The organism is Serratia sp. Je.1.23.a (assembly GCF_051129805.1).
Taxonomy (GTDB): Bacteria; Pseudomonadota; Gammaproteobacteria; order Enterobacterales; family Enterobacteriaceae; genus Serratia; species Serratia liquefaciens.
The window spans coordinates 58,737-80,555 of record NZ_JBCPSR010000006.1; the positions used below are offsets into that span (position 1 = coordinate 58,737).

General features: G+C 56.5%; 23 protein-coding genes and 3 tRNA genes. 18 read left to right on the top strand and 8 right to left on the bottom strand.

What is annotated here, in order from left to right; translation table 11 throughout:
* Positions 1 to 72 precede the first annotated feature (72 nt).
* The 3 genes from hpaA to hpaC all read left to right on the top strand — a co-directional run bounded on the left by hpaA (position 73) and on the right by hpaC (position 3,269).
* On the top strand, positions 73 to 981 hold the full coding sequence (hpaA, locus tag AAZT04_RS19420; protein ID WP_020825090.1) for a 4-hydroxyphenylacetate catabolism regulatory protein HpaA: 909 nt from the start codon (positions 73 to 75) through the stop codon (positions 979 to 981).
* A gap of 192 nt (positions 982 to 1,173) precedes the next feature.
* Positions 1,174 to 2,736, top strand: a complete 1,563-nt coding sequence (gene hpaB, locus AAZT04_RS19425) for a 4-hydroxyphenylacetate 3-monooxygenase, oxygenase component (RefSeq protein WP_129983286.1) — start codon at positions 1,174 to 1,176, stop codon at positions 2,734 to 2,736.
* 17 nt (positions 2,737 to 2,753) lie between these two features.
* A complete protein-coding gene (hpaC, locus tag AAZT04_RS19430; protein WP_020825092.1) occupies positions 2,754 to 3,269 on the top strand; it encodes a 4-hydroxyphenylacetate 3-monooxygenase, reductase component in 516 nt (171 codons plus the stop codon).
* Positions 3,270 to 3,306: 37 nt separating this feature from the next.
* Here hpaC and ampH read toward each other — a convergent pair whose 3' ends face one another.
* Positions 3,307 to 4,449: a D-alanyl-D-alanine-carboxypeptidase/endopeptidase AmpH gene (gene ampH, locus AAZT04_RS19435; RefSeq protein WP_020825093.1), complete on the bottom strand. Its 1,143-nt coding sequence runs from the start codon at positions 4,447 to 4,449 to the stop codon at positions 3,307 to 3,309.
* A 327-nt stretch (positions 4,450 to 4,776) separates the two neighbouring features.
* Entirely contained in the window at positions 4,777 to 5,535 is a 759-nt protein-coding gene (locus AAZT04_RS19440; protein ID WP_129983287.1) for a FadR/GntR family transcriptional regulator, read from the bottom strand.
* Between the two features lie 235 nt (positions 5,536 to 5,770).
* On the opposite strand from AAZT04_RS19440, the gene AAZT04_RS19445 reads away from it, so the two are divergent.
* Genes AAZT04_RS19445 through fucP form a run of 7 tightly spaced genes read left to right on the top strand, consistent with a single transcriptional unit; the run spans position 5,771 to position 11,932 of the window.
* Positions 5,771 to 6,511 (top strand): SDR family oxidoreductase, encoded by a 741-nt coding sequence (locus AAZT04_RS19445; protein WP_020825095.1) that lies wholly within the window; start codon positions 5,771 to 5,773, stop codon positions 6,509 to 6,511.
* Between the two features lie 38 nt (positions 6,512 to 6,549).
* Positions 6,550 to 7,395, top strand: coding sequence for a fumarylacetoacetate hydrolase family protein (locus AAZT04_RS19450; RefSeq protein WP_041414170.1), 846 nt, complete (start codon positions 6,550 to 6,552; stop codon positions 7,393 to 7,395).
* A 14-nt stretch (positions 7,396 to 7,409) separates the two neighbouring features.
* Entirely contained in the window at positions 7,410 to 8,687 is a 1,278-nt protein-coding gene (locus tag AAZT04_RS19455) for an L-fuconate dehydratase (RefSeq protein WP_434681414.1), read from the top strand.
* 14 nt (positions 8,688 to 8,701) lie between these two features.
* Entirely contained in the window at positions 8,702 to 9,565 is an 864-nt protein-coding gene (locus tag AAZT04_RS19460; protein WP_261158985.1) for an amidohydrolase family protein, read from the top strand.
* Positions 9,543 to 10,319 (top strand): SDR family oxidoreductase, encoded by a 777-nt coding sequence (locus AAZT04_RS19465; RefSeq protein ID WP_048762888.1) that lies wholly within the window; start codon positions 9,543 to 9,545, stop codon positions 10,317 to 10,319. The genes AAZT04_RS19460 and AAZT04_RS19465 overlap by 23 nt, the downstream gene beginning before the upstream one ends.
* Positions 10,316 to 10,675, top strand: coding sequence for an L-rhamnose mutarotase (locus AAZT04_RS19470; RefSeq protein ID WP_046374566.1), 360 nt, complete (start codon positions 10,316 to 10,318; stop codon positions 10,673 to 10,675). The genes AAZT04_RS19465 and AAZT04_RS19470 overlap by 4 nt, the downstream gene beginning before the upstream one ends.
* 27 nt (positions 10,676 to 10,702) lie before the next feature.
* Positions 10,703 to 11,932, top strand: coding sequence for an L-fucose:H+ symporter permease (gene fucP / locus AAZT04_RS19475; protein WP_020825101.1), 1,230 nt, complete (start codon positions 10,703 to 10,705; stop codon positions 11,930 to 11,932).
* A gap of 17 nt (positions 11,933 to 11,949) precedes the next feature.
* On the opposite strand, the gene AAZT04_RS19480 is transcribed toward fucP, so the two are convergent.
* Positions 11,950 to 13,023, bottom strand: coding sequence for a GGDEF domain-containing protein (locus tag AAZT04_RS19480; protein ID WP_020825102.1), 1,074 nt, complete (start codon positions 13,021 to 13,023; stop codon positions 11,950 to 11,952).
* A 263-nt stretch (positions 13,024 to 13,286) separates the two neighbouring features.
* On the opposite strand from AAZT04_RS19480, the gene AAZT04_RS19485 reads away from it, so the two are divergent.
* Positions 13,287 to 13,571, top strand: a complete 285-nt coding sequence (locus tag AAZT04_RS19485; RefSeq protein ID WP_020825103.1) for a DUF1435 domain-containing protein — start codon at positions 13,287 to 13,289, stop codon at positions 13,569 to 13,571.
* 87 nt (positions 13,572 to 13,658) lie between these two features.
* Here the strand turns inward: AAZT04_RS19485 and AAZT04_RS19490 are convergent.
* From AAZT04_RS19490 to AAZT04_RS19505, 4 genes are all read right to left on the bottom strand, one after another.
* Positions 13,659 to 13,745: transfer RNA gene (locus AAZT04_RS19490), tRNA-Leu, on the bottom strand.
* A gap of 44 nt (positions 13,746 to 13,789) precedes the next feature.
* A tRNA-Leu gene (locus AAZT04_RS19495) sits at positions 13,790 to 13,876 on the bottom strand.
* Between the two features lie 34 nt (positions 13,877 to 13,910).
* A tRNA-Leu gene (locus tag AAZT04_RS19500) sits at positions 13,911 to 13,997 on the bottom strand.
* 72 nt (positions 13,998 to 14,069) lie between these two features.
* Positions 14,070 to 15,014 carry a LysR family transcriptional regulator gene (locus tag AAZT04_RS19505; protein ID WP_046374565.1) on the bottom strand — a complete coding sequence of 315 codons (945 nt, stop codon included), beginning with the start codon at positions 15,012 to 15,014 and terminating at the stop codon, positions 14,070 to 14,072.
* A 132-nt stretch (positions 15,015 to 15,146) separates the two neighbouring features.
* Between AAZT04_RS19505 and AAZT04_RS19510 the strand changes: the two genes are divergently transcribed.
* Positions 15,147 to 16,139 carry an aldo/keto reductase gene (locus tag AAZT04_RS19510; protein ID WP_434681418.1) on the top strand — a complete coding sequence of 331 codons (993 nt, stop codon included), beginning with the start codon at positions 15,147 to 15,149 and terminating at the stop codon, positions 16,137 to 16,139.
* 61 nt (positions 16,140 to 16,200) lie between these two features.
* Here AAZT04_RS19510 and rsmC read toward each other — a convergent pair whose 3' ends face one another.
* On the bottom strand, positions 16,201 to 17,244 hold the full coding sequence (gene rsmC / locus AAZT04_RS19515; RefSeq protein ID WP_046374563.1) for a 16S rRNA (guanine(1207)-N(2))-methyltransferase RsmC: 1,044 nt from the start codon (positions 17,242 to 17,244) through the stop codon (positions 16,201 to 16,203).
* A gap of 281 nt (positions 17,245 to 17,525) precedes the next feature.
* Between rsmC and AAZT04_RS19520 the strand changes: the two genes are divergently transcribed.
* The 6 genes from AAZT04_RS19520 (at position 17,526) to AAZT04_RS19545 (ending at position 21,819) form a co-directional block, all read left to right on the top strand.
* A complete protein-coding gene (locus AAZT04_RS19520) occupies positions 17,526 to 17,963 on the top strand; it encodes a DNA polymerase III subunit psi (RefSeq protein ID WP_020825107.1) in 438 nt (145 codons plus the stop codon).
* Entirely contained in the window at positions 17,908 to 18,351 is a 444-nt protein-coding gene (gene rimI / locus AAZT04_RS19525; protein WP_434681421.1) for a ribosomal protein S18-alanine N-acetyltransferase, read from the top strand. The genes AAZT04_RS19520 and rimI overlap by 56 nt, the downstream gene beginning before the upstream one ends.
* A gap of 170 nt (positions 18,352 to 18,521) precedes the next feature.
* On the top strand, positions 18,522 to 20,111 hold the full coding sequence (gene prfC, locus AAZT04_RS19530; RefSeq protein WP_020825109.1) for a peptide chain release factor 3: 1,590 nt from the start codon (positions 18,522 to 18,524) through the stop codon (positions 20,109 to 20,111).
* Positions 20,112 to 20,643: 532 nt separating this feature from the next.
* Positions 20,644 to 21,258 (top strand): molecular chaperone OsmY, encoded by a 615-nt coding sequence (gene osmY, locus AAZT04_RS19535; protein ID WP_020825110.1) that lies wholly within the window; start codon positions 20,644 to 20,646, stop codon positions 21,256 to 21,258.
* Positions 21,259 to 21,413: 155 nt separating this feature from the next.
* Positions 21,414 to 21,575: a DUF1328 domain-containing protein gene (locus AAZT04_RS19540; RefSeq protein WP_004857650.1), complete on the top strand. Its 162-nt coding sequence runs from the start codon at positions 21,414 to 21,416 to the stop codon at positions 21,573 to 21,575.
* Positions 21,576 to 21,633: 58 nt separating this feature from the next.
* Positions 21,634 to 21,819, top strand: a complete 186-nt coding sequence (locus tag AAZT04_RS19545) for a CsbD family protein (protein ID WP_020825111.1) — start codon at positions 21,634 to 21,636, stop codon at positions 21,817 to 21,819.

The window sequence follows — 21,819 nt, forward strand, 5'->3', positions numbered from 1 at the left end:
GCGCGCTGTCCATGGCCAAACTGCCTGCGACAATGACGCCTAATAAAAGGCTTATCACTGATCTCATCGCTGATGGAGGATGATGTGCAGAAAAGTACCGGTTTTATCGCCAATATCGATATCTGTAAAGAGTACGATGCGCGTTACGCCACCGACGAAGTGCACTATGAAACCTTCGCCGGACTGGCGGCGTTTTTTGGCCGCGATATGCAGGTGCATTGGCACGATCGGTTTTTCCAGATGCATTTTCTGGAGACCGGCAAGATTGAGCTGCAGCTGGACAGCCAGCACTATTCGGTGCAGGCACCGCTGTTCATCCTGACGCCGCCCTCGGTGCCCCATGCATTTTTCACCGAACCGGACAGCGACGGCCACGTGCTGACGGTACGCCAGGAGCTGATTTGGCCTTTGCTGGAGCGCCTCTACCCTGGCAGCAATCTGGCGTTGGACATGCCGGGCATTTGCCTTTCACTGGCGGATGCACCGCAGGAATTGACCGCGCTTAGCCATTACTGGGCGCTGATCCGGCGTGAGTTCAGCCAGAGGTTGGTGGGCCGCGAACAGACGCTGGTGCTGTTGGCACAGGCGGTGTTTACCCTGCTGTTGCGCAATACCACGCTGGAGGATACTGCCACCAGCGGCGTGCGTGGCGAACTGAAACTGTTCCAGCGTTTCAACAAGATGGTGGACGAACGTTTTCGCGATCATCTGGCGGTGCCGGACTATGCTCAGGCGCTCGGCGTCACCGAATCGCGGCTCAACGATTTGTGCCGACGGTTTGCCAATCAGCCCCCCAAACGTTTGATCTTCGATCGCCTGCTGCGCGAAGCCAAGCGCATGCTGCTATTCAGCGCCTGTACGGTGCATGAAACCGCCTACAGCCTGGGCTTTAAGGATCCGGCCTATTTCGCGCGTTTCTTCAATCGTCTGGAAGGCTGTTCACCCTCGACCTACCGCGCCGCGCAGCATCCCCTTTCATAACGGCGGAACACCGTCTGGATCACAATTCGCGGCGATTGCGGCCAACCCGCCTGAAAAGTACCGGCGTTTGCCGCAAAAGTCTCTTCTCGAAACCGGCCCTGGAAGCTTCAATTAAGCAACCAAAAGAAAACATTATTTTAACAAGCGACCGAATCCACGGTCTGCACTATGCCGATTACGAGGAAGACTTAAATGAAACCTGAAGACTTTCGTGCCGACAATAAACGCCCGTTCACCGGTGCCGAATACCTGAAAAGTTTGCAGGACGGCCGTGAGATTTATATCTACGGCGAACGAGTGAAAGATGTCACCACACACCCGGCATTCCGTAATGCAGCGGCTTCGGTCGGTCAACTGTACGACGCGCTGCACGATCCGGTCAGCCAGGATCGCCTGTGCTGGAACACCGATACCGGCAACGGCGGTTACACTCACAAATTCTTCCGCTACGCCCGCAGCCCTGAAGAGATGCGCCAGCAGCGTGATGCCATCGCCGACTGGTCGCGCCAGAGTTACGGTTGGATGGGGCGCACCCCGGACTACAAAGCAGCCTTCGGGTGTGCGCTGGGGGCTTATCCCGAGTTTTATGGTCAGTTCGCCGATAACGCGCGCCACTGGTACAAACGCATTCAGGAAACCGGCCTGTACTTTAACCACGCTATTGTTAACCCACCGATTGACCGCCACAAGCCGGTCAACGAAGTGAAAGACGTTTACATTCAGGTGGAGAAAGAGACCGACGCGGGCATTATCGTCAGCGGGGCCAAGGTGGTGGCGACCAACTCGGCGCTGACCCACTATAACTTTATCGGTTTTGGTTCTGCCCAGGTAATGGGGGATAACTCGGACTTCGCGTTGATGTTTGTGGCGCCGATGGATGCCGAAGGGGTGAAGCTGATTTCTCGCGCCTCTTATGAGCTGGTGGCGGGCGCAACGGGATCCCCGTTCGATTATCCGCTTTCGAGCCGTTTCGATGAGAACGATGCGATCCTGATTATGGATCATGTGCTGATCCCGTGGGAAAACGTGCTGATCTACCGCGATTTCGATCGTTGTCGTCGCTGGAGTACGCAAGGGGGCTTCGCTCGTCTGTTCCCGCTGCAGGCCTGTGTGCGCCTGGCGGTGAAGATGGACTTTATCACCGCGCTGCTGCAAAAAAGCCTGTCCTGTACCGGCGTGCTGGAGTTCCGTGGCGTACAGGCCGATCTTGGCGAAGTGGTGGCCTGGCGCAATATGTTCTGGTCACTGAGCGATGCGATGTGCGCCGAGGCCACCAAATGGGAAAACGGCGCTTATCTGCCGGATTCCACCGCGATGCAAACTTACCGCGTGATGGCACCAATGGCCTATACCAAGGTGAAGCACATTATCGAAAAGAACGTCACCAGCGGTTTGATTTATCTGCCGTCCAGCGTGCGCGACATGAATAACCCGGAGATCGATAAATACCTGGCTCGTTACGTGCGCGGATCCGACGGTATGGATCACGTTGAACGCATCAAGATCCTCAAGCTGATGTGGGATGCGATCGGCAGCGAATTCGGCGGTCGCCACGAGCTGTATGAGATCAACTACGCCGGCAGCCAGGATGAGATCCGCCTGCAGTGTCTGCGCAACGCACAGGGATCCGGCGCCATGAACCAGATGATGGAGATGGTCGACAAATGCCTGTCCGACTACGACCAGCACGGTTGGAAAGTGCCGCATCTGCATAATAATGGTGACATTAATCAGCTGGATAACTTGCTTAAGTGATCCTGAAGGAGGGGTGTATGTCTCAGGAAAATGAACACCGTTTGCTGTTTCGCGACGCGATGGCCAGCCTGTCCGCCGCGGTGAATATCGTCACTACCGACGGTCCTGCGGGGCGCTGCGGCATTACCGCCACCGCCGTGTGCTCGGTGACCGATACGCCGCCGACGCTGCTGGTTTGCATTAACCGCAACAGCGCGATGAACCCGGTTTTCCAGGCGAATCAGCGTCTGTGCGTTAACGTATTGAACCATGAGCAGGAGCTGATGGCGCGCCACTTCGCCGGTATGACCGAACTCAGCATGGAGGATCGTTTCCGTCTGGAGGAGTGGCAAAACGGCGCACTGAATCAGCCGGTGCTGCGTAACACGCTGGCCAGTCTGGAAGGGGAGATCGAGCAGATCCAGAGCATTGGCACCCATCAGGTTTATCTGGTGCAGATCCGCCAGATCCGGGTGAGTGCGGGCGGTAACGGCCTGATCTACTTCAAACGCAACTTCCATCCGGTGATGCACAAGATGGCGGCGTTAGTCTGAAAACGGCGGGGCGCATGGGCTGCGCCCCGTTACGGCATTAGCTTTTGTTGGTCGCCAACTCGGCGACCAGCCGGTTAACCGGATCGCTCATGTTGGTGAATTTACTCAGTTCCGAGCGGGTTACCACCACAAATACCCCAACGTTTTTCTGCGGGATCATCGCCATATAGGTGATAAAGCCACCGCCACCGCCGGTTTTCTGAATAATCCCCGGCAGTTCGCCGTTCGGCGCCATATACACCCATCCCAATCCCAGGGCGCTGGCTTCACCCGGCACATCCATCCCTTTGAGCGAAACCAGATCGTTACGCTGGAAGTACATGGTCTGCTCGCTGGCCGCGGTTGATTTGCGTGGGCCGGAGACGTTGGAAGTGAGGAACTGTTGCATCCAGCGCTGCATATCGCGTGGGGTGGAGTAGACGCCGCCGCTGCCGGCCGCGGCCGTGGTATCGCGGCAGGCGCTAGGGCCGGCTGAGGCAACCATCAGCCGTGAGCACTGCTCGGCACTGGGGGTCAGGGTGGTGTCGACCATACCGAGCGGCGCGGTGATTTTTTCTTTCAGCAGGGCGCTGTAAGGTTTACCCGCCGCTCGTGACAGCGCATCCGCCAGCAGGTCATACGCCAGGTTGGAATAAGAGGCACGTACGCCCGGCGGTACCGTCACGTTGGCATGCTCCAGCCACTGCCAGCGCTGCGCTTTGGTCGGCCAGGTGAACACCGGCGTTTTAGGCGGTTTCTTGCCCGGTTGCTCACGCGGCAGTGCGCTGGTGTGGGTGGCCAGGTTCAGCAAGGTGATCGGCTGGCGAGCGTTATAAGCCGGTACGTAGGCACCGGACGGGGCGTATTTGCGCAGCGGATCGGTGAGTTTGACCCGGCCTTCCGCCGCCATTTTTACCATCACTTCGCTGGTCATCAGCTTGGTGATTGAGGCGATGCGGATCAGGGAATCCGGGCGCGGACGCAGGTTGTTACCGGGTTTGGTGTCGCCAAAACTGCGGTTAACCACCTGATTGCCGTCGATCACCACCAGCGCCATGCCGGTGGCACCGCTGTTGTAGAAAATGTGCTCGGCATATTGGTCGACGATTTGCGAAGCCAGCTGCGGGGCGGCGGCCTGCGCGGCCAGCGGTGCGGCACACAGGCTCAGCGCCAGCAATGAAGCGGAGAAAGAGTTCTTCAACGATGGTTATCCATTTTAAAAGGCAGCAGTGAAAGGGCCTATACCCGTCGCCTTTCAAGCCGCAGCGTTCAAATCCGTTTCCGACAGATTTGTCACTCATCCCAGTTACTGTAGGGGGCGAATATATTCGCCCCGATTAATGCGGGCGCAGCATGCGGCGCCTCTACAAAAGCTGGGGATGAGCGAGCAGGTCGCCTAACTGCAACTTGAAAGCCATAGGGTGCAATGCAATATGCTGTCAGTGTAATGTGCCTGAGCCTTGGCTGCATGTGGAAAAAAGGCGGTTTGAGAAAAAATTTCTCACCGCCCTGATGCCGACCAATCGTCCTACTGCGCGCGGGCGAAAATGGCGATCACTTCGTCCAGATGCGCTTTCATCGCTTTGCGTGCGCCACGCACGTCACGCGCCTCGATAGCGGCCAGAATTTCCCGGTGTTCCTGCTCGGAACGGTGCGGCATGTCATCCGGCGTATAGTGACGCTGAAGTACGCGGAACATGCTGCCGTAGCGGTGGCCGAGCAGGTGGCCGATGATAAAGGCATAAGCTGGGTTGCCGCTGGCCTGGGCGATGCGGATATGGAACAGCCGATCGCCGGGATGGGTGGCCGATCCCGCGCGGTTATCACGGCAGTTTTGCTCGTAGGCCTCACGGATGCCCGCCAGTTCCTGCTCGGTGGCGTGCCGTGCCGCCAGTGCCGCCGTTTCGGGCTCGATCAACAGGCGGGTTTGCAGCAGTGAGAACGGCGGCAGCTCGGCGTTAAAATCCAGCTCGATATTCAATTCATCATCGATTTCCGCCCACTGATCCCGGCCGGCCTGTGCCATCACCGGCTCTTGCGATGTCATCACCGGCGTTTGCGCCCGGACGATCACCCCGTTGCCGACTTTGACATCCACCAGGCCAATCACTTCCAGCGCGATCAGCGCCTCTCGAACGGAGGCCCGGCTAACCTGTAACTGCTGGGCCAGATCGCGTTCGGAGGGCAGGCGGCTGCCGGGAGGAAATTCATTGTTATCGATAAGCCGTTTCAATTGGTCGGCTATCTGTCTGTAAATACGAGGGTTTTCCAGTCGGGTGATCGGCATTTTTTACCTTGGCCTTTTCCGTGTTAAGTGATTCAGCGCACAGTTATTAGTCAAACCGCTTGAGTAATCGTTATTCAAGTGTAAAAAATTGGTTAATCAAAAAGCTGTTCCAAGTGTATCTCATAACATTCTCACCAAACCATAACGCGTAAAGCGTCTTTTGTCATGTTAAAGGCCTGACCTTTAATCGCCCTTAGTGGCCTGACCATTAGACCTTTAAGCCAAGGGAGCGAAAATGAATTTAACCGGAAAACGCGTGCTGATCACCGCCGCCGGCCAGGGGATTGGTTTCAGTACCGCCAAACTTTTTGCTGAGGCAGGCGCGCAAGTTATTGCCACCGACATCAACACCGAGCAACTGCAGGGTTTGCCCGGCATCGAGCCAATGACGCTTAACGTCACCGATGCCGCGGCGATTGCGGCAGCGGCGGAAAGCCTTGGTCCGATCGACGTGCTGTTCAACTGCGCCGGCGTGGTACACAGCGGATCAATCCTGGAGTGCAGTGAGGATCAGTGGGCATTTGCGCTGGATCTGAATGTGACCGCGATGTACCGCATGATCCGCGCCTTTCTGCCCGGCATGCTGGCGCGAAAAAACGGGTCGATTATCAATATGTCCTCGGTGGCTTCCAGCGTGAAAGGAGTGCCTAACCGCTTTGCCTACAGCGCCACTAAGGCGGCGGTAATCGGCCTGACGCGTTCGGTGGCGGCGGATTACGTCACTCAGGGCATCCGTTGCAACGCCATTTGCCCCGGCACGGTGGAGTCGCCTTCGCTGCGGCAGCGCATCGCCGAGCAGGCGCGCGAACAGGGACGCAGCGAAGAAGAGGTGTACCAGGCGTTTGTGGCTCGTCAACCGATTGGCCGTATCGGCACCACCGGCGAGATCGCCCAATTGGCGCTGTATCTGGCCTCCGACGCCAGCTCCTACACCACTGGGACCGTACAGATTATCGATGGCGGCTGGAGCAACTGAGGCCAGGCGCTTTGGAATATTTTTAGAGTGAGGACACCATGAAACTTTTACGTTACGGCGCACCGGGGCAGGAACGCCCAGGAATATTGGATCCGCACGGGCAGATCCGCGATCTGTCGCAGCATATTGCTGACCTGAGCGGAGATGCGTTGCTGCCGGCGGCCTTGGACAAACTGCGTGCACTGGACATCAACCAACTGCCGCGGGTGGAAGGACAACCGCGACTGGGGCCGTGCGTGGGCCACATCGGCAAATTTATCTGCATTGGCCTCAATTATGCCGACCATGCGGCGGAAACCGGCGCGGCGATCCCCTCCGAGCCGGTAGTGTTCAACAAATGGACCAGCGCGGTGGTCGGGCCGAACGATGAGGTACAAATCCCGCGTGACTCGCTTAAAACAGACTGGGAAGTGGAGCTGGGCGTGATTATTGGCCAGGGCGGACGCTACATCAGCGAACAGGACGCGATGCGCCACGTCGCCGGTTACTGCGTGATTAACGACGTTTCGGAGCGTGAATTCCAGATTGAACGCGGCGGTACCTGGGACAAAGGCAAAGGCTGCGACACCTTTGGCCCCACCGGCCCCTGGCTGGTGACCGCCGACGAAATTGCCGATCCCCATAGCCTGAACCTGTGGCTGGAGGTGGACGGCAAGCGTTATCAGGACGGCAACACCAGCACCATGATCTTCCGCATTCCGCAAATTATCAGTTACCTGAGCCGTTTTATGAGCCTGCAACCGGGCGATGTGATCTCGACCGGTACGCCACCGGGCGTCGGCATGGGGCAGAAACCCACGCCTCTCTACCTGAAAGCCGGACAGACGATGCGGCTGGGTATCGAGGGATTGGGTGAACAGCGTCAAACAACCGTACAGGCCTGATGGGGAGCATTGCCATGACAACGATTACCGCACTGCGGGTGGAAGATATTCGCTTCCCGACTTCACTGGCGCTGGACGGATCCGATGCGATGAATCCGGATCCCGACTACTCCGCCGCTTATGTGATCCTGGAGACCGATCGCGCCGATCTGAGCGGCCACGGGCTGACTTTTACCATTGGCCGCGGCAATGAGATCTGCTGCGCGGCGATCCGCGCGCTGCAGCACCAGATCGTCGGTGTCACTCTGGAAGAGATCGCCGCCGATATGGGGGCCTTTTGGCGTCGTTTTACCAGCGACAGCCAGCTGCGTTGGATCGGGCCGGACAAGGGGGCGATCCACCTGGCGACCGGCGCGGTGATCAACGCGGTTTGGGATCTGTGGGCCAAAGCCGAGGGGAAGCCGGTGTGGCGGCTGGTGGCGGAGATGACGCCAGAGGAACTGGTGCGCTGCATCGATTTTCGCTACATCACCGACTGCATTACGCCGCAGGAGGCGCTCACGCTGCTCAAACAGCGGGCGCAGGGTAAAGAGCAGCGTCTGGAACGGCTGCTGGAGGAAGGCTACCCCTGTTACACCACCTCCGCCGGGTGGCTGGGCTACCCGGACGACAAGCTGCGTCGGCTGTGTCAGGAAGCGGTCGATGCCGGTTTCTCCTACCTGAAGCTGAAGGTGGGGCGCGATCTGGAAGACGATATCCGCCGCGTGCGCATTGCTCGCGAGGTCATCGGCCCCGATCGTCAACTGATGATCGACGCCAATCAGGTCTGGGAAGTCAACGACGCCATCCCTTGGGTTAAACATCTGGCATTCGCCAAGCCCTGGTTTATCGAAGAGCCCACCAGCCCGGATGATGTCGAAGGGCACCGTCGCATTCGCGAAGGGGTTCATCCGGTCAAGGTTGCCACCGGCGAGATGTGCCAAAACCGCATTATGTTCAAGCAGTTCATCATGCGCGAAGCGATTGACGTAGTGCAGATCGACGCCTGTCGCCTGGGGGGCGTCAATGAAGTGCTGGCGGTGATGCTGATGGCGGCCAAATACAATCTGCCGGTGTGTCCGCATGCCGGAGGTGTGGGGCTGTGTGAATACGTGCAGCATCTGTCGATGATCGACTATCTGTGCATTGCCGGTACCCACGAAGGACGGGTGATCGAATACGTGGATCACTTACATGAACACTTTGTTCACCCTTGCGACGTCAAGGGGGCGGCCTATATGCCGCCACGTCATCCGGGTTACTCGATCGAGATGCACGCGTCATCGCTCGAACAGTATCGGTTCCGTGGTTGAACGGGAAACAGCCCATGCTGCGCATCGATGCCCACCAACATTACTGGCAATACCATCCGCAACGCTACCCGTGGATCAGCGAGCAGATGGCGGTGCTGCAGCAGGACTTTGGTCCGGCGCAGCTTGATCCGTTGCTGCAACACCACGGTTTTGACGGCGCGCTGGTGGTGCAGGCCCGCCACGGCGAGCAGGAAACACAGGAACTGTTGACACAGGTGCAGCAGAGCCGTGGCGTCTGCGGGGTAGTGGGCTGGCTGGACATCACTGCGCCGCAGCTGGCGCAGCGGCTTGATGAATGGCGGCAGCAGCCTCTGCTGCGTGGCCTGCGTCATCTGGTGCAGGATGAACCGCAGCCGGACGCCTGGCTGGCGCGGCCGGAAGTGCGGCGCGGCATGCAGATGCTGCAGCGGCAGGGCTACGTCTACGACATGTTGGTCACCCACCGGCACTTGACTGCGGCGGCGCAGTTTGCCGCTGAACATGACGACTACTGGTTGGTATTGGACCATCTCGGCAAACCGGATATCGCTTTGGGCGCAAAGCACTGGGCGCAGCAAATCAAGCCGTTGGCGGCATTGGGCCATGTGGTCTGCAAACTGTCGGGGCTTATCACCGAAGTGCCCGGTGGCCGGTGGCAGGCATCGCAGCTGCTGCCGTTTTTTGATGCGGCGCTGGAGGCATTCGGCCCGCAGCGGCTGATGTTTGGTTCCGACTGGCCGGTGTGCCTGCTGGCCGGGGACTATGGCCAGGTTTATCAACTGAGTGAGCAGGCGATCGCCACGCTGAGTCCTTCGCAACAGGCGGAGATTTGGGGCGGCACCGCCTGCCGAATTTATGGCTTAACGGAGTCTGGTTATGGATCTGTATCTGAAAGATAAGGTGGTGATCGTCACCGGCGGCGGTTCCGGCATCGGTGCGGCCATCACCCTGCTGCTGGCGGAGGAAGGGGCGATCCCGGTGATTGTCACCAACGCTGCACCAGAGGCGGAGTTTCTGGCGCAGCTACGGCGGTTGCAGCCGCAGAGTGTGGTGATCATCACCGACTTATGCGAAGAGCGGGAATGTCGACGGGCTGTGGCGCAAACGCAAGAGACCTTCGGCCGCATCGATGCGCTGGTGAATAACGCCGGTGTTAACGATGGCGTGGGGTTGGAGGCCGGCCGCGAGGCCTTTGTCGGATCGCTGGAGAAAAACCTGATCCATTACTACCTGATGGCGCACCTGTGTCAGTCGGCGCTGCAAAACAGCAAGGGTGCCATCGTCAACATCGCTTCCAAAACGGCCCTGAGCGGGCAGGGCGGCACCAGCGGTTATACCGCCGCCAAGGGCGCAGTGCTGGCGTTGACCCGCGAGTGGGCGGTGTCGCTGCGCCATGAAGGCGTAAGGGTGAATGCGGTGGTTCCGGCGGAGGTGATCACACCGCAGTATCAGCGCTGGATCAGTACCTTCGAGCAGCCGGAACAGCAGCTCGAGAAAATTACCGCACGCATTCCTCTCGAACATCGGATGACCACGCCGCAGGAAATCGCCAACATCGTGGTGTTTTTGATTTCATCGCGTTCGTCGCACACCACCGGGCAATGGCTGTCGGTGGATGGCGGTTATCTGCATCTTGATCGGGCGATCACATGAGTGGCGCGGCGGACAGGGGACGGCGCTTTTGTCAGGCGCTCGATCTGGTCGACTCACCGGCGCTGATCGAGGAGTACCTGCACCATCACCAGCGTATCTGGCCGGAGATTGCCGCTCATCTGCGGGAGCACGGCATTTTGGATATGGAGATTTATCGGCTGGGCACCCGGCTGTTCATGATTGTTGACGTTAGTACCGAGTTCGATGCCGCGCGGTTTGCCGCCGCCGGCCTGAGCAACCCCCACGTGCAGCGCTGGGAAGCCCTGATGTGGCAATACCAGGTCGCCACCCCCTGGACGCCGAAAGGCGAAAAATGGGTGGAGATGGAGCAGATATTTTCTTTACAAAAACAATAACATCGCTACCCTACCGAGGATATATCAATGCTTGCTGAAAAAAGTGCGGCCCCGCCACAGCTGGGCGTCAAGTCAACCGCCAACCTGCGCTGGGCTTTTATTCTGGTCACCAGCCTGTTCTTTATGTGGGGGCTGTCGTATGGCCTGTTGGACGTATTAAACAAACACTTCCAGGAGACATTGCACGTTACCAAGGCGCAGTCGGGATTATTGCAGGCGGCATATTTCGGCGCCTACTTCCTGGTGGCGCTGCCCGCCGGCTATTTTATGGATAAGAAAGGGTACAAGGCCGGAATTTTGGTCGGGCTGTGCCTGTATGCGCTGGGGGCGTTGCTGTTTGTGCCGGCGGCATCCGCCAACAGCTTCGCCATGTTCCTGTTCGCGCTGTTTGTCATTGCCTGTGGGCTGGGCTGCCTGGAAACGGCGGCCAACCCTTATGCCACGGTACTGGGCGACGCGAAGGGGGCCGAACGGCGGCTGAATCTTTCCCAGTCGTTTAACGGTCTGGGGCAGTTTATCGGCCCGATGATCGGCGGCACGCTGTTTTTCTCTGCCACCCAAGGGGCGAGCAGCGGTGACCAGAGCGCGGTGAAGATGACCTATGTGGCGATCGCCGTGCTGGTGCTGCTGATTGCCTTTTTGTTCGGCCGCACCCGGCTGCCGGACATTCGTGAGGAAGAGCAACCGGAACACGGTGAAATCGCTCAGGGGCTATGGCAGCACAAACACTTTGTCGGCGGGGTGATCACCCAGTTCTTCTATGTGGCAGCCCAAGTGGGCGTCGGTGCATTCTTTATCAACTACGCCACCGAACACTGGAACGAAGTGTCCAACCAAAGTGCGTCCTACTTGCTTTCTATCGCCATGATTTGCTTTATGGTCGGGCGCTTCTTCAGCACCTGGCTGATGGGCCGGGTCAAGCCGGCCACGTTGCTGATGATCTACTCGCTGATTAACATTGCGCTGTGTGGCGTGGTGATGCTCAGCCTGGATGGGGTCTCGGTGGTGGCATTGATCGCGGTGTTCTTCTTTATGTCGATCATGTTCCCGACCATTTTCGCCCTGGGGGTGAAAAACATGGGCAAACACACCAAGCGTGCCAGCTCCTTTATGATCATGGCGATCGTCGGGGGGGCCATCATGCCTTACTTTATGGGGGCGCTGGCGGACAAATACAGTACGGCACTGTCGTATGTGTTGCCGCTGTTGTGCTTCGGCGTGGTGTTTGTTTACGGTTTGCAGCAGCGCCGTCGCTAAAAGTCTGGCCCGCCGGCTCAGACAGCGGCGGGCTGCACGCTAGGCGCCAACTGAATATTATTGCGGCCGTTGTTTTTCGCCTGATACAAGGCGGCATCGGCCGCACGGATCGCCGAGGACACGTCAAGTTTGTCCAAGGCGGAGATCCCGGCGCTGAGCGTCACAGTGGTGCTTTCCAACTGGTTGAAGCGATGGGGGATTTTTAATCCCTGCACCCGCAGCCGCACCCGTTCGGCCAACTGGGTGGCGTAATCCTCGCTGACGTTGGTCAGCAGCACCAGAAACTCTTCCCCGCCGTAGCGCACCACAATATCGCGAGAACGCACCGAATCGCGGATGGTGATGGCAACCTGCACCAGCGCCTGATCGCCCATGGTATGACCATAGTTATCGTTATAAGCCTTGAAATGGTCGATATCGAGTAACACCACGAAATGACAACCCGACGGCGGCACCGTCAGCATATTGATTTTATTTTCCAGTCCCCGGCGGTTATAAAGCCCGGTTAAGGGATCGATCATGCTCAAATTGCTGAACCGGTCCCGTTCGTTATACAGATTGGCTACCAGCGTTTGGGTAAAAAGCTCGCTGCGTTTGAGCATCAGATGATGAATAGAGAATGCGATAATCGGCAATACCGTGGTGAATACGATCCTGGTGGTATTGTGCATACCGTCCAGTAATAGAATAACCAGGGCGGAAGGCACGGCGTGCAGGCAAAAAGCGATAAAGTTATCGGTTAAGGCAATGGCGCTGATAAAAAACATACTGAACAGACTAATTAATAGAAAACTTTGGTTGTTCGGCGCACAGTACTGACTTTTAACGTAAATATGGGCAGCCCACAGCAGGCCAAGCACGCAGGAAAATAGATTCAATTTTTTGACGTATAACCGTGGAGACTGCAAGGTAAATAACAGCGCCACCAGACAAAATATCGGTATACCTAATAAAGGTAGGGTAAAAGCTGGCTTGTCATTAAATGGGACCAATAATGTAAATATGGAAGAGGCCGCGTTCATTAACAAAAATAAAAATAATGATAAGCGGTGTTTGCTGTTCAGCAGTTCCTGATAAGAACGCGCGTTCATACGGAGTTCACTCTTCACAATATCGATCTGTCGAAAAATTAAGGTGGCGAAAAATTCTATCGGCGTGAATTAAACATTCGCATTGTATGGTTGTTGATTGTGATTATTAACATGCGAATAAGACTAAGAATTTTCTTATGGCAAACTATCATTTTTACACCGTTATGTCATCCGCGTTTGGTGGTTGCGGCGAAAATGATGCGCAGTGAAAAAAAGTGTTATATGATATTGGTTATCATTATCACTTGAAGGGTAGGGTTATCATGATTGCAGCCATGATTACCGCGTGTGGGTTGTGGGGCGTCAGTTGGTGCCTGGGCAATCGGCTGGCCAGCGCCTGGGGCGTTTTGTTGCCCTGCGCTTTAATGCCGTTACTGGCATTGATCAACCTGGATATGATGCAACTGCGTACGCTGATTGTGATCGCTATGCTGGCGACGCTGGTGATGTTGTTCAACAGCCGCTGGCGGCATTACCTGCTGCTGCCTTCCTGTATGGCATTGGCTGGGGGATTGGCGGCGATCAGCCTGAATTTCAATCTGGGATAAAAACGCAAAAATCACGCTATCGCATGTTGGTTATCGTTTCGATTGGGAATAGCTTTGGGGGGAGGGCTTCCGAAGAGATTTATCGATTGGTGCGAAGAGAGGGACTTGAACCCTCACGTCCGTAAGAACACTAACACCTGAAGCTAGCGCGTCTACCAATTCCGCCACCTTCGCACAGCCGATAATCTTTGTTTTGCTTTCGATTTATATCACCAGCTTGGTGCGAAGAGAGGGACTTGAACCCTCACGTCCGTAAGAACACTAACACCTGAAGCTAGCGCGTCTACCAATTCCGCCACCTTCGCATTGATGCTGTGCAATATAAATCATGTGGTTATTTGGTGCGAAGAGAGGGACTTGAACCCTCACGTCCGTAAGGACACTAACACCTGAAGCTAGCGCGTCTACCAATTCCGCCACCTTCGCATACCAGATACATTACCGGAGTAACGTTACCACGGAGGCGAATTCTAGAGATTTTGGCGGGTACGTCAATAGTTATTTCCCCTGTTTGCGGGCGTTTGCTGGAAAAACGTCCGTTTTGGGTGACTGATAGCGTTCAAACAGCCAAATCAGCCAGTCAATCAACACCCTGACCCGTGGCGCAAGGAAACGGCCGGGGGGATACATGACGTAAATGGGCATCGGCGGTGGCGGGGTTTCTGCCAACACTTCGACCAATTCTCCTTTCTGCAGCCAGGGTGCCAGCGAATAATGCGCTGCCTGTATCAGCCCCATGCCGGCGCGGCAGCCGCTGGTGTAGGCATCAGCCCCGCTGACGCTCAGTTTGGCGGGCAATTCGCGCAATTCCACTTTGCCGTTGCGGCAAAACTCCAGCGGATAATCCCGGTTGCTGGTGAGGGAAAAATAACCTACCGCCTGGTGCTGCTGTAGCTGGTCAATCGACTGCGGCACGCCGAACGCCGCCAGGTAAGCAGGCGAGGCGCAGGTCAGCTGTGGCAACATGGCAATGCGGCGTGCCACCAGGCTGTCATCTTCGGTTTCCCAGGCACGCAGCACGCAATCTACTCCATCACGCAGTAAATCCACGTGGGTGTCGTTGGCACCCAATGCCAGGGTCAGATCCGGGTAGCGCCGGTAAAAGTCATCCAATGCCGGAATAACGATTTCGCGCGCCAGCGAATGGGGCATATCGATACGCACTTTGCCGGAGGGCTGCAGTTTTTGATGGCTGAACAAGGTGTCCGCCTCTTCCAGTGCGCCCAGCAACTGTACACAACGCTGGTAATAGAGGGTGCCTTCGCTGGTCACCTGTACCTGACGGGTGGTGCGCAGCAGCAGGCGCACACCGAGGCGCTGCTCCAGCCGCTTAACGGCATTGCTGACCGTGGCGCGGGGTAACTGCAGGCGTTCCGCCGCCCGACTGAAACTGCCCAGTTCGACGATACGGGTAAAAATGCGCATGGCCTGGATCTGATCCATCTTGCCCGCTCCGTATTGTTAGTGATTTATGAACAGTGATGAGTAATCTGCATTATTTATCTTTTTAAGCGAAACAACCAGACTCTGTTGCATCAGCATCTTCGCTGATAAAAACCGCAAGAGGGCAACACAATGCAACAACGCAAATTAGGTCCCACTGGCCCGCTGGTTTCCGCTCTGGGGTTGGGCTGCATGGGGATGAGTGATTTTTATTCGACCGCTCACGATGAACAAGAAGCTATCGCCACGCTGCACCGTGCGCTGGAGTTGGGCGTCACTCTGCTGGATACCGCCGACATGTACGGCCCACACACCAATGAACAGCTGATTGGCAAAGCGATCAAGGGCAAGCGGCAGCAGGTCTTTCTGGCCACCAAGTTTGGCATTGTGCGCGATCCGGCCAACCCTGCAGCGCGGGGCGTCAGCAGCCGACCGGAGTACATCCGCCGATCGGTGGAGGGCAGCCTGAAGCGTCTCGGGGTCGAGGTGATTGATCTTTATTACCAGCACCGCGTCGATCCTGAAGTGCCGATTGAAGAGGTGGTAGGTACGATGGCGGACCTGATTAGCGAAGGAAAAATCCGTTATATCGGGCTAAGCGAAGTTTCGGTCGCCACGCTGGAGCGAGCGCATAAAGTCCACCCGATTACGGCGCTGCAAACTGAGTATTCATTGTGGACACGCGATGCCGAGCAGGGCGTATTGGCGGCCTGTGAACGCCTGGGCATTGGGTTTGTTCCCTATAGCCCGCTGGGGCGCGGTTTTCTGACCGGAGCGATCCAACGGCCAGAAGATCTGAACGCTGACGATTTCCGTCGCAGCAACCCGCGTTTTCAGGGGGAAAACTTTGCACGCAATCTGGCGCTGGTGGAAAAAGTGACCGAGCTGGCTAAGCAGAAAGGCGTTGCGCCGTCGCAGTTGGCGTTAGCCTGGGTGTTGGCGCAGGGTGAGCACATTGTCCCGATCCCTGGCACCAAACGCCGTCGCTATCTGGAAGAGAATATCGCCGCGGCCGAATTGACGCTCAGCGCCGCCGAACTGGCGGCCATTGAGGCGGTGTTCCCCCTGCAGGCCGCGGCAGGGGCACGCTACGGTGCAGAGTCGATGACCTATATCAACGGCTAATAAAAAGGGCGCAGCGTGTAAACGCTGCGCCCTGATACGGAGACGCGTTAGCGGGTCGCCGTTACTTCTTTTTCTTGGTATCGCGCGGCGCACGGGCTACGGTCGCCTGGTACACCTTGAAGCGGCCGTTTTGTGCCAGCACTTCATGGCTGCCGAAGGTGGCGTCCAGGATGTCCGGATACGGCAGGAAGGCGTTGGCCACGATGCGCAGACGGCCGCCGATCGGCAGGTGTTTCAACGCCCCGCGGATCAGGGTTTCTGCTGCGGTCAGGCTGGTTTGCAGGCCATCATGGAATGGCGGGTTGGAAATGATCAGGTCGAAACGGCCGGTAATGTCGGAATAGACGTTACTGACGATCACTTCGCCTTCAATGCCGTTGGCGGCAAGCGTAGCCCGGCTGGACTCCACGGCGGCGGCGTTGACGTCGCTGAGGGTCAGCTTCATCTTCGGCGACAGTTTGGACAGCACGGAAGCCATCACGCCGGCACCGCAGCCTACGTCCAGCACCTTGCCTTTCATGTGTTTTTCCAGGGTTGACAGCAGCAGTGAGCTGCCAACGTCCAGCCCGTCGCGGCTGAACACGCCCGGCAGGGTTTTCACTTCCAGATCGTGCAGCTGATAGCTTTCCCACCAGTCTTCCAGGTTGAATTCGGTCTGCGTATCCAGACGGCCGTGATACAGGCCACAGCGGCGGGCGCTGTCGATTTTCACCAGTGTGGCATAGTCTTCCACCATCTGGTCGGCACTGCGCACGCCGCTGCGGTTTTCACCGACCACGAATACTTCTGCGCCGACCGGCAGCAGCGCCAGAATGTTGCACAGTTGGAATTGCGCTTCCTGTTTGCTCTTCGGCCAATAGTAGATCAACGTATCGCACTCGGCGACAAACGCAGCGTCCACGGTCAGCCCGAACTGCACGTTTTCGCCCATCGCCCGGTTCAGTAACTGCCAGTGATGGTACTGCTGGGTATGGACACGCACATCCGCGGCCTCGAATTGGGCCGGCAGGGCGTCCTGCAGGTCACCGGCAAACAGAACGCGGCGTTCGATAAACTCATCACTGTGGCGCAGCATGACTTCACTGGCGGGGGTTAATGCAGACATCAGGTTTTGGCTCCTAGAAATTAGACCGGGGATTATAGAGCTTTGTGGCGATATGTTCGACGGGTTTATGCCCAATAGCTTTCTGGCTCCAGCAAGGCGGGGATCGAGAGAGTTCCCGGGAGCTGAGATAACTCAGTGACTGGGATGAGCGAGGGAAGCCAACGCCGCTGCAGCCTGAAAGATGAAGGGGATGTTGGCGCAGTCCGCGCGGGTTTGTTAGCATAGCGCGGCGCATGGCAGGCATGGCGCACCACAACGGGTAGATCCTGACAGGAATCGGCATGGCATCAAAACGCGACTGGCTGTTACAACAACTGGGTATTACGCAGTGGACATTGCGCCGCCCGGGCGTGTTGCAGGGCGAAGTAGCGGTCAGCCTGCCGCCCGAAGTGCGTTTGCTGATCGTAGCGCAGGCACTGCCTGAGCATAACGATCCGCTGTTTTGCGACGTGTTGCGCAGCCTGGGGTTGACCCCGGCGCAAACCTACGGCCTGACGCCGGATCAGGTGGCGATGCTGCCTGAAGATACCGAATGCAACAGTTGGCGGTTGGGCGTTGCGGAGCCGCTCGCGGTGGCCGGCGCACAGCTACACAGCCCGGCGCTGGCCGAGCTTTCTCTCGATGCGGGTGCCAAACGCGCACTCTGGCAGCAGATTTGTCATCATGAACAGTATTTCTACCCTGACCGCGGCCGATCTGGCCACGGCCTTCAAGATTGAGCAAGCCAGTCACGCCTTTCCCTGGACGCAAGCCACCTTTTCCAGCAATCAGGGCGAACGTTATCTTAACCTGAAACTGGACGCCGACGGGCAGATGGCGGGTTTTGCCATTACCCAGATCGTGCTGGATGAGGCCACGCTGTTCAACATCGCCATTCACCCCGACTGGCAGCGTCGCGGCTTTGGCCGTCAATTGCTGGAAGCCTTGATTGCACAGTTGGAAACCCGCGGTGTGGTTACTTTGTGGCTGGAAGTGCGCGCCTCCAACCGTGCGGCGATTGCGTTGTATGAAGATCTCGGCTTTAACGAAGTGACCGTCCGCCGTAATTACTATCCGAGCGCCAATGGGCGTGAAGACGCCATCGTCATGGCGCTGCCGCTGGCTTAGCCGGTGTCTTGGTTTTAACTTCTTCCCGCCGGGAAAAGCATTGATTGTCACCGGTTGACAAATCAGCGAAAATGCCCGGCTATTATCTTTTATTTACCGCTTTGCCTGGCGCCGTGCGCGGCGCGTTCTGATGCTTTCGCAGGGCGGACTAACTGTAGAATCTGAAAAACATGTCTCCTAGTGAATTTGCCCGCGAAGTCTCGAAAAGAAGAACTTTCGCCATCATCTCGCACCCCGATGCCGGTAAAACCACCATTACCGAAAAGGTGTTGCTGTTCGGACAGGCGATCCAAACCGCCGGTACGGTAAAAGGCCGTGGCTCAAACCAGCACGCCAAATCCGACTGGATGGAAATGGAAAAGCAACGTGGTATCTCGATCACCACCTCGGTGATGCAGTTCCCGTATCGCGAATGCCTGGTTAACCTGCTGGATACCCCAGGGCACGAAGACTTCTCCGAAGATACTTATCGTACCCTGACCGCCGTCGACTGCTGCCTGATGGTGATCGACGCCGCGAAAGGGGTTGAAGATCGTACCCGTAAGCTGATGGAAGTAACCCGTCTGCGCGATACGCCGATCCTGACCTTTATGAACAAATTGGACCGCGATATCCGCGATCCGATGGAAGTGATGGACGAAGTCGAGCGTGAGCTGAAAATTGCCTGCTCGCCTATCACCTGGCCTATCGGCTGCGGCAAGCTGTTTAAAGGGGTTTATCATCTGTACAAGGATGAAACCTACCTCTACCAGACCGGTAAAGGCCACACCATTCAGGAAGTGCGCATTGTCAAAGGCCTGGATAACCCAGAGCTGGACGCCGCGGTGGGCGAAGATCTGGCCGCGCAGCTGCGTGAAGAGCTGGAGCTGGTGCAAGGCGCTTCGCACGAGTTCGATCATGAAGCCTTCCTGAGCGGCGATTTGACCCCGGTCTTCTTCGGTACCGCGCTGGGCAACTTCGGCGTGGATCACATGCTCGACGGTCTGGTCGCCTGGGCGCCGGCGCCGATGCCGCGCGATAGCAACACCCGTAAAGTGGTGGCTGCGGAAGAGAAATTCACCGGTTTCGTGTTCAAGATCCAGGCCAATATGGATCCAAAACACCGCGACCGCGTGGCCTTTATGCGCGTGGTGTCTGGTCGTTATGAGAAAGGCATGAAGCTGCGCCAGGTACGTACCGGTAAAGATGTGGTGATCTCCGACGCGCTGACCTTTATGGCGGGCGACCGTTCGCACGTGGAAGAAGCCTATCCGGGCGATATCATTGGCCTGCATAACCACGGCACCATTCAGATCGGCGATACCTTCACCCAGGGTGAAGACATGAAGTTCACCGGTATCCCGAACTTCGCACCGGAGCTGTTCCGCCGTATTCGTCTGCGCGATCCGTTGAAGCAAAAACAGCTGCTGAAGGGTCTGGTTCAGCTGTCCGAAGAAGGGGCGGTACAGGTCTTCCGTCCAATCGCCAACAACGACTTGATCGTGGGCGCGGTGGGTGTGCTGCAGTTCGACGTGGTAGTTGCGCGTCTGAAAAGCGAATACAACGTCGAAGCCTTGTACGAGTCGGTCAACGTCTCTACGGCGCGCTGGGTGGAATGCAGCGACGTGAAGAAATTCGAGGAGTTCAAGCGTAAGAACGAGCTTAACCTGGCGTTGGACGGCGGGGACAACCTGTCTTACATCGCGCCTACCATGGTTAACCTGAATCTGACGCAGGAACGCTATCCGGAAGTGGTGTTCCGCAAAACGCGCGAGCACTAACAGATCAGCAGGGCGCCTTAGGGCGCCCTGTGTTATATTGCGTCTCCCCATTCTGCTAATTAATAAATCTCCTTCACCAGTTTCGTCTCCCCCGCATCCGCCAGCATTTACCCGGTCTTTCCTGTTTTTTCTGTCATATGGTCTATATTTAATAGGGCATCATTTAGCCAGTAAGCGTAATTCACTATTTTTTGCCACGATAATAGCGAGTTATTCGGTAGTGTTGCCAATAAGAGACAGTGTGATGTTATTAATATCAATAACATAGCTATAACCTTGATTTAACGGACAGGTGTTGTCGTCAATAGGCGACAGTTTTTAGTTCGATTATTAATCAACTTTTATTTTGTTATTGATTTTTAATGATTTTTTAAAGTTGGCACAGCCGTTGCAATATTCCTGGTGTGGCAACAATCGTCTTAGCGTGAATGTTTGAACGTATAGAAATCGTGAAGTATTCACTGAGTGAGTCGCGTTATGGCGACTGAAGGGTCCGCAATCATTTTGGATCCATAACCAAAGGAAGAGATCGATGAAAAATACTAAATTTGCACAATCACTGATGGCTGTTGTTTTGGGTTCCGTTCTGGTTAGTGGCAGCGCGCTGGCTGAAGATACGCTGCTCAACAAAGCGTCGAGTGCCGCTGATAGCGCGGGTGCCAAAATCGATAGCTCCATGAAAAAAGTTGACGGCTACATGGATGACAGCGCAACAACGGCTAAAGTTAAAAGTGCGCTGGTGGATGACAAAACCATTACCAGCAGCGATATCTCGGTGAAAACGGAAAAAGGTACCGTCACCCTGAGCGGTTTTGTCGGCAGCCAGGCGCAGGCTGAGCATGCGGTTGAAGTGGCCGGTAAAGTTGAAGGCGTCAAATCCGTCAGCGACAAGCTGCACGTGAAAGACGAAAGCAAACAGTCCGTGAAGGCTTATGCCGGTGACACCGCGACCACCAGTGAACTGAAAGCCAAACTGCTGGCCGATGACATCGTGCCTTCACGCAACGTGAAAGTGGAAACCACCGACGGTGTGGTGCAGCTTTCCGGTGAAGTGAAAACTCAGGCCCAGTCTGAGCGTGCAGAAAGCATCGCCAAAGCGATCGACGGCGTGAAAAGCGTTAAAAACGACCTGGTAGTTAAGCCGTAAGTTTTAGTACGAGCAACAATAAGCACCAAATCCTGGGTTGGCTTAAAGGTTAACCCAGGAAGCACCATCAAAAAAAGAAACTGACCGGCAACCTGGATGAGCCTGAAAAGGGTACAGGTTGCGATGTGTTTTTTCACTATGGTAAGGAGAAGCTTATGTTTCGTTGGGGCATTATCTTTTTAGTCATCGCACTGATTGCTGCTGCGTTAGGTTTCGGCTCTCTGGCGGGTACCGCCGCCTGGGCTGCAAAAATCGTCTTCGTCGTGGGGATCATTCTGTTCCTGGTCAGCCTGTTTACCGGCCGCCGACGTCCTTAGCTTTTCTCTCAAAGTGTAACAAAGCTTAATTCCTTTTCTCACCCCAGGGAGGTCAGTCATGAATAGCGACATCATCCTCGGACGCTGGAAACAGTTGAAGGGCCGGGTGTGTCAGGCATTGGCGGAGTGGTCCGACAATGACTGCATCTGGCTGATGGGAAGCAATGACTGCCTCTCTGGCATACTGCAAGAGGATTACGGAAGAGAGCAAGACGAGGTATCCTCGGGTAAAACGTCTCACTGA

Bases quoted from the DNA above. Each gene is read 5' to 3' on its own strand.
- hpaC (WP_020825092.1), top strand. From the start codon at position 2,754: ATGTCTCAGGAAAATGAACACCGTTTGCTGTTTCGCGACGCGATGGCC.
- AAZT04_RS19545 (WP_020825111.1), top strand. From the start codon at position 21,634: ATGAATAGCGACATCATCCTCGGACGCTGGAAACAGTTGAAGGGCCGG.
- AAZT04_RS19480 (WP_020825102.1), bottom strand. From the start codon at position 13,023: ATGAACGCGCGTTCTTATCAGGAACTGCTGAACAGCAAACACCGCTTA.
- prfC (WP_020825109.1), top strand. From the start codon at position 18,522: ATGTCTCCTAGTGAATTTGCCCGCGAAGTCTCGAAAAGAAGAACTTTC.
- AAZT04_RS19455 (WP_434681414.1), top strand. From the start codon at position 7,410: ATGACAACGATTACCGCACTGCGGGTGGAAGATATTCGCTTCCCGACT.
- AAZT04_RS19445 (WP_020825095.1), top strand. From the start codon at position 5,771: ATGAATTTAACCGGAAAACGCGTGCTGATCACCGCCGCCGGCCAGGGG.
- AAZT04_RS19465 (WP_048762888.1), top strand. From the start codon at position 9,543: ATGGATCTGTATCTGAAAGATAAGGTGGTGATCGTCACCGGCGGCGGT.
- AAZT04_RS19460 (WP_261158985.1), top strand. From the start codon at position 8,702: ATGCTGCGCATCGATGCCCACCAACATTACTGGCAATACCATCCGCAA.
- AAZT04_RS19510 (WP_434681418.1), top strand. From the start codon at position 15,147: ATGCAACAACGCAAATTAGGTCCCACTGGCCCGCTGGTTTCCGCTCTG.
- AAZT04_RS19450 (WP_041414170.1), top strand. From the start codon at position 6,550: ATGAAACTTTTACGTTACGGCGCACCGGGGCAGGAACGCCCAGGAATA.
- AAZT04_RS19540 (WP_004857650.1), top strand. From the start codon at position 21,414: ATGTTTCGTTGGGGCATTATCTTTTTAGTCATCGCACTGATTGCTGCT.
- AAZT04_RS19520 (WP_020825107.1), top strand. From the start codon at position 17,526: ATGGCATCAAAACGCGACTGGCTGTTACAACAACTGGGTATTACGCAG.
- fucP (WP_020825101.1), top strand. From the start codon at position 10,703: ATGCTTGCTGAAAAAAGTGCGGCCCCGCCACAGCTGGGCGTCAAGTCA.
- AAZT04_RS19470 (WP_046374566.1), top strand. From the start codon at position 10,316: ATGAGTGGCGCGGCGGACAGGGGACGGCGCTTTTGTCAGGCGCTCGAT.
- rimI (WP_434681421.1), top strand. From the start codon at position 17,908: ATGAACAGTATTTCTACCCTGACCGCGGCCGATCTGGCCACGGCCTTC.
- osmY (WP_020825110.1), top strand. From the start codon at position 20,644: ATGAAAAATACTAAATTTGCACAATCACTGATGGCTGTTGTTTTGGGT.
- AAZT04_RS19485 (WP_020825103.1), top strand. From the start codon at position 13,287: ATGATTGCAGCCATGATTACCGCGTGTGGGTTGTGGGGCGTCAGTTGG.
- AAZT04_RS19505 (WP_046374565.1), bottom strand. From the start codon at position 15,014: ATGGATCAGATCCAGGCCATGCGCATTTTTACCCGTATCGTCGAACTG.
- rsmC (WP_046374563.1), bottom strand. From the start codon at position 17,244: ATGTCTGCATTAACCCCCGCCAGTGAAGTCATGCTGCGCCACAGTGAT.
- hpaA (WP_020825090.1), top strand. From the start codon at position 73: ATGGAGGATGATGTGCAGAAAAGTACCGGTTTTATCGCCAATATCGAT.
- AAZT04_RS19440 (WP_129983287.1), bottom strand. From the start codon at position 5,535: ATGCCGATCACCCGACTGGAAAACCCTCGTATTTACAGACAGATAGCC.
- hpaB (WP_129983286.1), top strand. From the start codon at position 1,174: ATGAAACCTGAAGACTTTCGTGCCGACAATAAACGCCCGTTCACCGGT.